Origin of the sequence: Streptomyces sp. NPDC002564 (assembly GCF_042889645.1) — a bacterium.
Classification (GTDB): Bacteria; Actinomycetota; Actinomycetes; order Streptomycetales; family Streptomycetaceae; genus Streptomyces.
The window spans coordinates 1,104,837-1,117,903 of record NZ_JBIARE010000002.1 but is presented as its reverse complement, the minus strand read 5'-3'; the positions used below and the strand labels follow the sequence as shown (position 1 = coordinate 1,117,903).

3 protein-coding genes and 1 pseudogene are annotated in these 13,067 nt (G+C 73.6%); all 4 read right to left on the bottom strand.

From position 1 onward, the window contains the following. Positions 1-14 precede the first annotated feature (14 nt). The 4 genes and pseudogenes from fabD to ACFYXE_RS11015 all read right to left on the bottom strand — a co-directional run bounded on the left by fabD (position 15) and on the right by ACFYXE_RS11015 (position 13,066). Positions 15-3,416 carry an ACP S-malonyltransferase gene (gene fabD / locus ACFYXE_RS11030; protein WP_389311446.1) on the bottom strand — a complete coding sequence of 1,134 codons (3,402 nt, stop codon included), beginning with the start codon at positions 3,414-3,416 and terminating at the stop codon, positions 15-17. Further along, the gene (locus ACFYXE_RS11025) at positions 3,413-5,131 is read right to left on the bottom strand and encodes a condensation domain-containing protein (RefSeq protein WP_389311444.1); all 1,719 of its coding nucleotides are present in this window, start codon (positions 5,129-5,131) and stop codon (positions 3,413-3,415) included. Before ACFYXE_RS11025 ends, fabD begins: the two co-directional genes overlap by 4 nt. Before the next feature lie 889 nt (positions 5,132-6,020). After that, a pseudogene (locus tag ACFYXE_RS11020) lies at positions 6,021-9,215 on the bottom strand (amino acid adenylation domain-containing protein); the annotation flags it as partial. A gap of 230 nt (positions 9,216-9,445) precedes the next feature. Next, the gene (locus ACFYXE_RS11015; protein WP_389311153.1) at positions 9,446-13,066 is read right to left on the bottom strand and encodes a beta-ketoacyl synthase N-terminal-like domain-containing protein; all 3,621 of its coding nucleotides are present in this window, start codon (positions 13,064-13,066) and stop codon (positions 9,446-9,448) included. Between the last annotated feature and the right edge of the window lies 1 nt (position 13,067).

Here is a 13,067-nt window from a genome sequence, read left to right as displayed (position 1 = left end):
CTTTGCTGCTCGGCTCAGAGTGCGGCGAAGCGGGCCGCGCGGTGGCGCAGCAGTGCGGCGGTCTCGGACATGAGCTGCTCGGCGATCGTGTCGACGTGGCGCGACTGCCACGGTTCGAGGACCGTGCCGCGCACCCAGGCGTTGAAGGCCCCCATCGCGGGCCCGCAGTAGATCAAGTAGTCGACGGTGCGGCCGGGTTCGCCGCTGCGGGCGAGCGCGAAGCCTCGGTCGAGGTAGGCCCGGAAGGCGTCGGCCATCCGCCGCTTGGCGTCGTCGCCGGGGGCCGCGCCCGCCGGATCGAGGGGGCCGCGCAGGAACTTCTCCTCGATCTGGCGGCGGGTGGCGGCGTCGATGTCGTCGAGCGAATCGTGCCGGCGCCACAGCTCGTGCAGCTTTCCCGCGCGGGCGGGCAGGAACACGCCGCGCTTGACGACCTGGGCGCGGACGCCGAGTTCGAACATCTCGGCGGCGGGCGCGAGGGCCACGTCGTGCACGTCGAGCTCCTGGAGCAGGTCCTTGACCGGGGTGCTGGTGTGGGCCTCGGGCGTGCACTGGTTGATGGACCCGGTCAGGAGGAAGTCCGCGCCGAGCAGGAACGCGGCGGCGGCCGCCTCCGGGCTGCCGATGCCGCCCGCCGCGCCGACGTGCACCCGGGGCCCCGCGCCGGAGGCCGCGTCCCGCAGCCGGACCACGGCGGGCAGGAGGGTGGCGAGGCTGCCCACGGCGTCGTACCAGCCGGAGCCCGCCTCGACGCACAGGTCGTCGGCGAGCGGCAGGTCCGCGTACCGCGCGGCGTCGGCGGCGGGGACCTGGCCGGAGGCGACCAGGTCCCGGACGACGGCTGGCGGTGCGGGCGCGAGGAAGGCCGCCGCCATGTCGGTGCTGGACACCTTCGCGAGGATCCGGCCACCGCTCAGCCGGAACTTCACGAGGGCGGGGGTGATCCGCAGGAAGCCGGAGGCCTCGACGGTGTGGACCCCCTTGCGCAGGAACAGGTCGACCAGCGCCGCTTCGCGCTGTGGGTCGGCGTGCTGGTGGAGCAAGTTCGCGCCGTATGCCCCGTCGGCGCCGAGGTCGGCGCGGACCGTGTCCAGGCCCGTCTCGATCTCGGCCGGGGAGAGGCCCCCGGTGCCGAGGAACCCCATGCAGCCGGCCTTCGCGAGGCGGACCAGGAGGTCCGCGCCGGAGAGTCCGCCGTACATGGATCCGGCGAGGTAGGCGTGGCGCAGGCCGTAGCGCTCCCGGAAGGAGTCGGCGCCGAGCGCGGCCGGACGGAGGACGGAAGCCCGCTCCCCCTCCGGTCGCGTCGCGGCGACGGCGTCCCCGAAGGGCTTCTCGACGGGGACGGCCTCCGGGACGGTCTCCTCGGCGGCCTGTCCGACCGGCTCGTGGACCAGCGCGTCTACGGGTTCTCGGACCGGCTCGTAGACCGGGTCTTCTGCGGGCTCTTCGACCGACTCGTGGACCAGCTCCACTACAGGTGCAGGTACAGGTGCGGGTGCAGGCTCTGCGACGGGCTTTAGGACCGGCTCGCGTACCGACTTCTCCGGCGCGTCCACCGTCAGCGGCTCCGCCTCCGCCTTGATCTTCGTGACGAGCTTGCGCAGCACCCTCCCGGGGCCCAGCTCCTCGAAGGTGAACTCGCCCTGGCCCATGAGGTAGCGCACCGTCTCGCTCCACCGCACCGGCGACGAGATCTGCCGGGCGAGGAGCTGTTTCACCTCACCGGGGCCGTAGGGCCGGGCGTGCGCGTTGGCAAGGACGGGGATCGCCGGGTCGCGCAGGTCGAAGCCGTCCAGGTAGCGGCCGAACTCCTCCGCCGTGGCCCGCAGGTAGCGGGAGTGGAAGGGGGCGCTGACGTTCAGCGTCACGTAGTGCGCGCCGAGCCCCTCGAACACCGCCTTGGCGCGGCCGATCGGGTCCGCGGGCCCCGCGAGGACGAACTGGGTGGGCGCGTTGTGGTTCGCGATGTCCAGCTCCCCCAGGCCGTGCTCGGCGAGGGCCCGCTCCACCGTGGGGAGGTCGGCGCCGAGGACGGCCGCCATCCGGCCGCCCTCGGCACGGCTCATCAGCTCGCCCCGGCGCGCCACGAGCCGGAGCCCGGTCTCGAAGTCGAAGGCGCCCGCGGCGAACAGCGCCACGTACTCGCCGAGGCTGTGGCCGACCAGCCAGTCCGGCGGTTCCGGGTCGTCGCGCCGGGCGCGCAGCCAGGTCAGCGCGCTGACGGTGTACAGCGCCGGCTGGGTGAACCGGGTGAGTTTGAGCTCGCGCCGCGGGTCGTCGACGCACAGTTCACGGATCGAGTACCCGAGCACCGAGTCGGCGATCGCGGTCTCGTCGGGGAACGCGTCGAAGAGGTCCTTGCCCATCCCCTTGGCCTGGCTGCCCTGGCCGGGGAATCCGTATACCTTCATCATGCCGTCCTCGGGCCGGGGGTTGGCCGAACGGGCCGCCCGCCGTGCGCGGGGGGCCACCGCCTCGCGCGCGGCGGCCAGCGACCGGGTGTCGTCGCCGAGGGGGCTCAGCAGCGGCAGCGACCGTGACCGCGAGGCCGCGGGCAGACCGTTCTTCGCGAAGTTGTGCAGGGTGCCGGAGGGCCCGAGGTCCAGGTAGGTGAAGGGACCCCGCCGTTCGAGGCCCGTCAGGGTGTCCTGGAATTCGATGGGCAGCCTCGTCGCCCGCCACAGGTGGTCGACCGTGATCCGGTCGACCTCGCCCGCGGTGGCACAGGACACCATCGGGATCGCCGGGTCCTTGAGGTCGATGCCCGCCAGGGCGGACCGGAACTGCGCCTGGGCCGGGTCCATCCGGCGGGAGTGGAAGGCGTACGCGACGGGCACGCGGTGGCACACCACCTGGCGGGCACGCAGCAGTTCCTCGGCGGCGACCAGGTCGTCGTGCGCGCCCGAGACGACGAAGTGGCCGGGGTAGTTGCGGGCGGCGACCTCGGTGCGTTCGCGCAGCAGCGGGACGTCCCCGTGCAGCGCCACGTCGTCGAGGACGGCGAGCATGCCCCCGCGTGCCGTGTCGTCGAGACCGGCGGCCTGGCGGACCAGGAGCCGCAGGCACTCCTCGGCGTCGAGGGCGCCCGCGACGACGGCCGCGCTGAACTCTCCGAGGCTCGCCCCGAGCAGCAGGTCGGGCCGCACGCCGTGGTGGGCGAGGGTGTCGGCGAGGCCGAGTTCCACCATGACGATCGCGGGGTGGGTGAGGACCAGCTCGTCGAACGGTTCGGCGGGGCCGTGGTCCTCGGCGTACATGTGCCCCAGCACGGACCGGCCGAGTTCGTGCATGACGACCGCGTCGAGACGGTCGAGCGTGTCCCGGAACACCGGCTCGGACCGGTACAGGTCCTGGCCCATGCGGTGGTACTGCGAGCCTTGCCCGGAGAACATGAAGACGGTGGGTGGCGTCATCGTGCCTCCCCGGGCGTGGTTGCGGCCGTGTCGTCGGTGCCGGGCTCCTCCAGCAGCGCGCAGACGTCCTTGACCACGAACTCGCCCTCGCGGAAGGAGAGCAGGCCCTGGGGCGGCGGGTTGTCGCGGCGCGCCGCCGCCATCAGGTCTCCGACGGTGCGCGGATCCTCGGCGGCGAGTTCCTCCAGTACGGCGGTGAGGGAGCCGAGCAGGCGGGTGATCGTGGCGTCGGTGAACCGGTCGCGGTAGTACGACATGTGGATCTTGACCGTCTCGGTCGGGAACACGTCGAGGCGGAGGGGGAAGCCCATCCGCGAGATGTAGTAGGCCGCGCTGAACCGCTCGGAGTTGTCGAGGCCGACGTTCTGGAACACCAGGTAGCTCTCGGTCGGCGGCACGTCGTCCGGCTGCCCCGCCCAGGCCAGCGCCCGGTGCAGCGGGGTGTTCTCGTGGCCGCTCAGGGCGATCAGCTCGTCCCTGACCCGGGCGAGGTGGCCGGGAACGCCCTCGGCGGCGTCGACGCGGGTGCGCAGCGGGAGGATGTTGAGGGTGGGCGCGACCATGTCGTTCACGCCCTGCGGTCCCGCCGAGCGGCCGGTGAACAGGACCCCGTGGGCGAGGTCGGCGTGCCGCCCGTCGCCGTCGGCGACGAACGCCGCGACGGTGGCTGCCCAGCCGGCCTGGAACAGGACGTTCAGGGTCAGCCGGTGGTCGCGGGCCACCGCGCGCAGCCGGGCGGCGAGCCGGTCGGGCAGCGCGATCCACTGGCGCCCGAAGCCGCTCTCGGTGCCGGTGTCGTTGCCGGGCAGCCGTGCGGAGAGGCGGGTGGGTCCGGGGAGGCCGCCGAGCGCGCGCTGCCAGTAGGCCTCGGCCGCGCGGTGGTCGGCGCCGCGCACGCTCGCCACGAACTCCTTGAAGGGCAGGCCTTCGGTCAGTTCGAGCGGCTCGCCCGCGGCGAGGGCGGGCAGTCCGCGGTCGACCTGGTTGGCGATGATGTCGAAGCTCCAGCCGTCCAGGCACAGGTAGCTCAGGCTGACCACGATGACGCAGGTGCGGTCGTCGACGTCGGCCACGAAGTAGCGGATGGCGCCCGGCAGTCCGGGTTCGATGCCCCGTTCCCGGTCGGCCTTGAGGTGGCTCTCCAGGGCCGCGTCCTGCTCGTCGGCGGTGAGGCCGCGCCAGTCCACGAAGTCCAGCTCGACGCGCGGCTCCCGGTGGACGGCCTGGACCGCCTGGTCGGCGCCGATCCAGTGGAAGGACGTCCGCATCGTCGGGTAGGTGCGGGCCTGGACCTCCAGGAAGCGCCGGAAGTCGTCCTTGTCGGCCATGCCGAGCGGTACCGCGGTGAGGCGGTGGACCTGGAACATGCCCGGCTCGGGGTCGCGCAGCTTGCGCAGCGCCCACTCCTGGAAGGGGGCGACCGGGTAGACGTCCTCGACGTCCGGGTCGGCACGGAGCCCGGCGAGGCGGGCGGCGGCCTCCTGGTCGTCGGGTTCGGCCTCGGCGCCCGCCGCCGCGACGGCCGTGCCGTGGTCCTCGGCCGCCGCGGCGAGCTCCGCGAGGGTGTCGTACTGGAAGATCATCTGTGGGGTCAGTTCCAGGCCGCGGTCGCGGGCCTTGGACACCACGTGGATGCTGTGGATGGAGTCGCCACCCAGCCGGAAGAAGTTGCTGCCGGTGCCGATCGGCTCCACGCCGAGCACCTCGGTCCACACCTCGGCGATGATCCGCTCGGCGGGCGTGCCGGGCTCGGTGGTGTCGTCGGACTCGTCGCGTGTCTCGGCCGGGGGCTCCGGCAGCGCGGCGCGGTCCAGCTTTCCGTTCGCGTTGCGGGTACGTCTTCAGCGGGACGTAGGCGGCGGGGAGCATGTAGTCGGGCAGCCGGTCCTTGAGGTGGCCGCGGAGTTCGGGCACCACGGCGTGCGCCCACTGATTGAACAGGGGGTCGGTGGCGTACGCGTCCCAGCGGCCGGTGGGCGCGGGCACCGGCACGGCGGTCACGTCGGGGGCGCCGCCCTCGGGGGCCAGCAGCACGCTGTAGCTGCCGTCGGTGCGGTCCGGCATCCAGTCGACGCTCACGGTGCGGTGCAGGCGCTCGGCCAGTCGCCACCACTGTTCGGGCTGGATGCCGCCGGAGCCGCAGCCCGGCACCGCGAGACGCGCGTTGGGTACGCCGAGGACCGCGAGGGTCCGGTCCGGTCGGGCGCGCAGTCGCTCCTCGGCGACGGCGAGCACGTCGTCGTCCGCCGTCCAGACGATCTCGTCGTCCGGGGCCGCGGGGGCCGGTGCGGGCGCGCCCACGTCCAGGAAGGCGTCGTACCGGTAGCGGGTCATCTCGTTCTCGTGCTCCCCGCGCCGCAGTTGGGTGCGCACGCGCGCCAGGCGGGGCTCCTCCTGCTGGACGGCCCGGAAGAAGTCGGGGTGCAGCACCAGTTCCTGGTCCTGGGCGACGCGCCTGCGGACGCGGGTGCGCAGCACCTCGTCGCTCGGTGCGGGTCCCGGCTGGTGGAGTTCGACGTCGGTGTGGAAGGTCTCCAGGAGGGCGAGGTTGCGGACGTCCCCCACGAGCACCGTGCCGCCGTCGTCGACGCGGCGCACCGCCTCTCCGAGGGTGTCGCGGAGGTAGCCGGCGCTCGGGAAGTACTGGACGACGGAGTTGAGGACCACGAGGTCGAACCGCTGGTCCCGGACGGCGGACAGGTCGTCCGCTCCGCCCGCGTGCAGCGCCACATGCCGCAGGTCCTCCCGCTGGTCGAGCAGTCGGGAGCGCACGTGGTCCAGGGCCGTCCGGGAGATGTCGGTGGCGTGGTACACCTCGCAGTGCGGGGCGACGCGGGACAGCAGCAGGCCGGTGCCGCAGCCGATCTCCAGGACGCGCCGGGGGCGCAGGGCCAGGATGCGCTCGACGGTGGTCTCCACCCACTCGCGCATGTCGTCGTCCGGCAGCGGGGCGCCGTCGTAACTGCTGTCCCAGCCGGTGGTCTTGAAGTCGGCGGGCCCGCCGTCGCCGTCGGCGTAGACGCGGTCGAAGACGTCCTCCCACGTCGTGCCCTCGGCCGCGCCCCGCCCCGGTGGCTGCTCGTCGCGCCCGGTGGCGCCGCGCGCGTCCGGCACGACGTACGCGACCAGCCGCTTGTTGCCCGTCCCCGTGGGCTCGGGCCCGGCGAGCACGACGGCCTCGCCGACGTCGGGGTGCCCGGCGAGCGCCGCCTCGACCTCGCCCAGTTCGATGCGATGGCCGCGGATCTTCACCTGGTCGTCCGCGCGGCCCAGGTATTCCAGTTCCCCGTCCGCCGTCCGGCGGACTAGGTCCCCGCTCCGGTACCAGCGCGAGCCGTCCGGGTCGCGCAGGAAGCGCTGCTCGGTCAGTTCCGGGCGGTTCAGATAGCCGAGGGTCACCCCGGCCCCGCCGACGTACAGTTCGCCCCGCACCCCGACCGGGGTGGCGCGGCCGTAGCGGTCGAGGACGCGCACCTTCAGATCCGGGAGGGGTCGGCCGATGGGGCTGCGCACCACGGCGGCGTCCACGTCCGCGCGGGTCACCGGGCGGTAGGTGACGTGGACGGTCGTCTCGGTGATCCCGTACATGTTCACCAGCCGCGGCGACCGGTCCCCGTGCCGGTCGAACCAGGGGCCCAGGCTGCGTACGTCGAGTTCCTCTCCGCCGAAGACGACCACGCGCAGGCTCAGGGCGCCCCGCTCCACGTCCGACAGGTGCCGGAAGGCCAGCGGCGTCTGGTTGAGCACGGTGACGCGCTCGTCGCGCAGCAGCTCGTAGAAGTGCTCGGGGGAACGGCTCACCCAGTGCGGCACCACGACCAGGCGTCCGCCGTGCGCGAGCGCGCCCCACAGCTCCCACACCGAGAAGTCGAAGGTGAAGGAGTGGAAGAGGGTCCAGGTGTCCGCGCGCCCGAAGCCGAACCATGCGTCGGTGGCCGAGAAGAGCCGGAGCACGTTGGCGTGGCTGACCAGGACTCCCTTCGGCGCGCCGGTGGAGCCGGAGGTGTAGATGACGTACGCGGGGTCGTCGGGTCCGGCGCCGGGCGCGCGTTCGGGCGCGTGCTCGTCCGTCGCCCCGCCGAGGACGACCAGCTCGGCGGTGTGCTCGGGCAGGCCGTCGACGAGGTGCGGCTGTGCGACGAGGATCGGCGCGGAGCTGTCCGTCAGGAGATAGGAGACGCGCTCCGGCGGGTAGTTCGCGTCGATCGGCAGGTAGGCGCCGCCGGACTTCAGGATGCCGAGGATGCCGACCACGAGGTCGACGGAGCGCTCCGCGCACAGGGCGACCAGGGTGCCGGGGCCCGCGCCCAGCCGGCGCAGCCGGTGCGCGAGGGCGTTGGCCCGGCCGTCGAGTTCGCGGTACGTGACGTGCTCGCCGTCGTGGCTGACCGCGACGGCGCCGGGCGCCTCGGCCGTGCGCCGCCGTACCACCTCGTGCAGCAGATCGCCCGGTGCGGGAGCGAGGCCGGGGGCGGCAGCGAGGTCGGGCGCGGGCGTGGGACTCTCTGCACCGCTCCCCTGCGCCTCCAGGCGCTCGCGGTCGGCGTCGGGCATGACCGGCAGCTCCCCGACGCGCAGTCCCGGGTCGGCGACGATCGCCTCCAGCAGGACGCGGTAGCCGTCGAGCAGCCGCTGCACGGTGTCCTCGTCGAAGACCGCGGAGTTGTACTCCACCTCGACCAGGAAGTCCCGGTCGCGGTCCACGACACTGATCCACAGGTCGAACTTGGCGGTGTCGTTGCGGATGCCCTCGATGGCCTCGACCGTCAGGTCGTCGCCCGAGCTGAGCCCGCGCGCGGGCAGGAAGCTGAACGACACCTGGAACAGCGGGTTCTGGCTGAGGTACCGCTCGGGCTGCAGGGCCTCGACGACCGCCTCGAAGGGCACCTCCTGGTACTGGTGCGCGCCGTTCACGACCTCGTGCACCCGGCGCAGCACCTCACGGAAGTCCGGCTCGCCGTCCAGGCTCGTCTTGTAGACGAGGGTGTTCACGAACAGCCCGATGAGCTGCTCGATGTCCAGCCGGGTGCGGTTGGTGACCGGCGAGCCGACCGCGATGTCGTCCTGCCCGGTGTAGCGGTGCAGGAGGACGTTCAGCGCGCCCAGGAGCACCGTGAAGAGGTTGACGCCCTCGCGCTTGCACAGATCGCCGAGGCCGCTCCGCAGCTCCCCGGGGAAGACCGTCCTGAGGTCGCGCCCCTCGAAGGTCTGCACGGGCGGGCGCGGCCGGTCGAAGGGCAGCTCCAGCGGTTCGGTGCCTTCGCCCAGTTGCCGTCGCCAGTAGGCGAGTTGCTGTTCGAGCCGGTCGCCGCTGAGGTGCTCGCGCTGCCAGGTGGCGAAGTCGGCGTACTGCACCGGCAGTTCCGGGAGCGGGGACGGGCGCCCGGCGGCGAAGGCCCCGTACAGGGTCAGGAGTTCCTGCCAGAACAGGCCGAGCGACCAGCCGTCGACGACGATGTGGTGGGCGTTGAGCAGGACGACGTGCAGCTCGGGGCCGAGGCGGTAGAGGGTGACCCGCAGCAGGGGCCCGGCTGCCAGGTCGAAGGGCCTGCGCGCCGCCTCGTCGACCAGTCCGTCGAGCGCTCCCGGGTCGGCGGCCAGGTCGACGAGCTCGACCCGCACGGCCGACTCGGGCAGGATCCGCTGCCAGGGCTCGCCGTCCTCGCTGGGCAGGACGGTCCGCAGCGACTCGTGCCTGCGGACGATCTCGTCGACGGCACGCTGCAGGACGTCGTGGCGCAGCGGGCCGCGGAGCCGGAAACTCATCGGGACGTTGTAGGCGGCGCTGCCGGGCACCATCTGGTCGAGGAACCACAGGCGCCGCTGGGTGAAGGAGAGCGGCGGCCGCGCGCCGGCGGGCCTGCGGGGGATGCCGCCGGTCCCCGACGGGCGGGCCGCGCCGGTCAGCTTCTCCAGCAGCGCCCGCTTCTGGGGGGAGAGCTGCGACTTGCGTGCGGGGGCGAGGTCTTCGGGGGACATGGTGCGGGCAACTCCTTGGGGTCGTCGGCGGCGTCCCGGCTCTCGCCGGTTCAGGCGAGCAGGGTGCTGACGGTCTCTTCTGGCAACTCCTCGATGCGGTCGATCAGTTCGGCTTCGAGGAGCCGCACCATGTCCGCGAGGGTGCGGGCCTGGAAGAGTTCGCCGAGGTCCAGCTCGATCGGGAAGCCGCTCTTGATCCGGGAGATGATCTGGGTCGCCAGGATCGAGTCGCCGCCCACCTCCTGGAAGTCGTCGTCCGGGTGGACGGCGGTGACGCCGAGCACCTCGCGCCAGGCGTCGGCGACGAGCTGCTGGAGCGAGCCGCCGGGCTCCGCGGCGGTGGTGTCGACAGCGGGCGCGGCGGGGGCCGGTCCGGTGCGGGCCGGCTGAGTGTGGGCCGCCGTCCGGGGCGCCTCGTCCGGTGCCGGTGCGGGCCGTACTGCGGGCCGTGCGGGGGTGACGGGCGCGGCGCCGGTCGGGGCGCCCCCCTTCTCGGCGAGGACGACCGCCTGGTAGGCCCGGTCCTCGCGGACCGGCGCGGGCGAGAGACTGCGCACCGAGCGGAAGCCGCCGCGTTCCAGGGCCCGGCGCCACAGGGGGACGCTGAGCAGCGGGGAGCCCGGCAGCCTGCCGTCGTCCTCGAAGGCCCACCAGCCGCCCATGAGGCCGAAGGTGAGGGTGAAGAAGTCCTGGGCGCGGGTGGTCTCCAGGAGGATCAGGACGCCGCCGGGGCGCAGCAGTTGCCGGGCGTGGGCCAGGGTGGTGTCGATGTTGCGGGTCGCGTGCAGGACGTTGCAGGCGAGGACGAGGTCCTGGGTGCCGGGGGCGAAGCCCTGCGCGGCGGGCGCGCTCTCGATGTCCAGCGGGGCGAAGGTCACGAAGGGGTGGTCCTTGCCGTACTGGTTGCGCCCGTACTGCGTGAAGCCGCGCGAGATGTCGGTGTACACATAGCCGAGCCGCCCGTCGGTGCCGTCCAGCGCGGGCAGCACCTTCGCGGTGGTGCCGCCGGTGCCCGCGCCGATCTCCAGGACGGAGACGGTGGCCTCGGGGTCGCGTTCGCGGCGGGCGCGCACGTACCGGGCGACGAGCCCGGCGACCAGCCCGTTGGTGTCGCCGTCGCTGTGGTAGACGGCCTCCACCGCGTCGAAGGAGCCGCCGGGGAACAGTACTTCGTGGGCCTTCCTGCGGCCGGTGAGGACCTCGGGGAACTCCTCCAGGCAGATCGTCAGGAGGTGGAAGTAGCCGTCCATCTCCGGGTATTCGGCGGTCACCTCGCGCTTGAGGGCGGCCAGTTCGTCCTCGTCCCAGGTCAGGCGGCCCGGCTCGGTGACGAGGTCCGTGGTGACCAGTTCCTCGCCCTCGGCGCGCAGATAGCCGCCTTCGGTCAGGACGCCGAGCAGCCCGTGGAAGAGGGGGGCGTGCTCGTCGACGACGCCGAGCCGGCCGGCGAGGTCCTCCTCGCGGTGGCGCTCCCCCGCCGTGGTGAAGACGTCCATCCGGCGCAGCGAGGCGAACAGCATCCGGCGGCACACCTGGGTGAGCTCGCGCACCATCACGTCGGAGCGCAGGGCGGCCGCCAGGTCGCCCGCCGCGGGGTCGGCGCGCAGGTGTGCGTCGGCGGCGTCGTCGAGTTCGGCGAGGACGGAGGGCACGGCCGCGGCGTCCGGTTCCTCGGCCGCCGCCGTCCGAGCGGTGGTGCCGGGTGCGGTGCCGTCGGCCCAGACGTGCGGGAACACGTCGCGTACGAAGGGGTGGCCGGGCAGGGCGACGCGGCGCGGGGCGCCGCCGGTGTGCAGGCGGGGCCAGTCCACCGTGGCCCCGGTGGTCCAGGCGGCGGCCAGCTCGTCGACGTCGCGCCCGGCGACCGCTGCGCCCGGGCGGCGGTCGGTGACCTGCCCGTGCCGCGTGCCGGCCACCTCGGTGGCGCCGTCGGCGAACGCGTCCAGGCGCTCCAGGAGTTCGGCCATCGTGTCGGCGGTGACGGCGAGGCGTTCGGCGAACGCCTCGCGGCCGACCTGGAGCGTGTACGCCACGTCGCAGAGCGCGTCGTCACCGGCCTCGGTCCCGCGCAGGTGGGCCGCCAGCTCCGCGGCCTTCGTCCGGAGCTGATCGGCGCTCCGCGCGGAGAGCGGCACGAGTTGCCTGCGCCGGGGCAGGGTGCGGGTGGGCGCCTCGGGCGCCACGTACTCCTCGATGATGACGTGGGCGTTGGTGCCGCTGTAGCCGAACGAGCTCACGCCCGCCACTCGCGGGGCGGGGCCGTCGGCCACCCAGTCGGCGGGCTCCCCGCTGACGTAGACGGGGCTCTCCTCGAAGTCGGCGTGCTTGTTCTCCGTACGGAAGTTGGCGGCGGGCGGGAGCGTGCCGTGGCGCAGGCACAGCAGCACCTTGATGGCACCGAGGACACCGGCGGCGCCCATCGTGTGGCCGATGTTGGCCTTGACGGAGCCGAGCGCGCAGAACTGCCTGCGGTCGGTGAAGGCGGCGAACGCCTCGGTCAGGCCGTGCACCTCGATCGGGTCGCCGAGGCTGGTCCCGGTGCCGTGCGCCTCCAGGTAGCGCAGGCGGCCCATGTCGACCCCGCTGCGGCGGTAGACGTCCCGGAGCAGGTGGCTCTGCGCGGCGGAGCTGGGCGAGGTGATGCCGGAGGTGCGGCCGTCCTGGTTGGTGCCGCTGCCGCGGATGACGCCGAGGACGCGGTCGTGGTCGCGGACGGCGTCGGAGAGCCGTTTCAGGACGAGGACGCCGACGCCCTCGCCGACGAGCATGCCGTCGGCGTCGGCGTCGAAGGGGCGGCAGGCCCGTCCCGGCGAGACGGTGCCGAGGGCCTCCATGGTGACGAAGGTCCCGGGATGGTTGGCCACGTACACGCCACCGGCCAGCGCGAGGTCCGACTCGCCGTCGAGCAGCAGCCTGCGCGCGATGTCGACCGCGACGAGCGAGGAGGAGCAGGCGGTGTCGATCGTCATCGCCGGGCCGCTCAGGTCGAGCTGGTAGGCGAGCCGGGCCGCCATGATGCTGGTGTCGGAGCCCATCAGGGCGTGCGCCGAGTACTCGGCCTGCGGCGCGAGACCGGTGCTGCCGACGACCGTCGCGACGGCGCGGCCCCGCAGGGCGGAGGCGTCCTGGCCCGCGTCCTCCAGGGCGTGGTAGCAGGATTCGAGCAGGACGCGCTGGGCCGCGTCCATCGCGGCGGCCTCGCGCGGCGCGATCCGGAAGAACGCCGGGTCGAACGCGTCGCTGTCGGCCATCGCGCCGTAGCGGGGCGCGGCGACGTCCGGGAAGTGCTCGGCGAGCAGGGAGAGCGCGACCGGGTCGTCGACCTCGGTGGTGCGGTCCTCGCCCGCGCTGATGACCTGCCACAGCTCGTCGGGGTTCCGGGCGCCCGCGGCGCGGCAGTGCATGCCGATCACCGCGACGGCCTCCGGCGGCGCCTGGCGGTCCAGGGCGGCCGTGACGCGCTCGGCGAGCCGGTCGAGGTCGCCCGCGTCAGCGACCGCGCCGGTGGGCAGGGCCGTGCCGAAGCGGGCGTTGACCTCTTCGGTGAGGGCGACGGTTGCGACCGGGGTCAGACCGAGGTCGTGGAAGGACGCCCGGGCGATCCGCTCGGGTTCGGCGTCGAGGACCCGGGCCGCGATCTCCGACAGCGCCTGCTTGACGTGGAGCGACATG

Excerpts from the sequence above, each read along its gene's own strand:
- ACFYXE_RS11015 (WP_389311153.1), bottom strand. The coding sequence starts at position 13,066 with ATGTCGCTCCACGTCAAGCAGGCGCTGTCGGAGATCGCGGCCCGGGTC.
- fabD (WP_389311446.1), bottom strand. The coding sequence starts at position 3,416 with ATGACGCCACCCACCGTCTTCATGTTCTCCGGGCAAGGCTCGCAGTAC.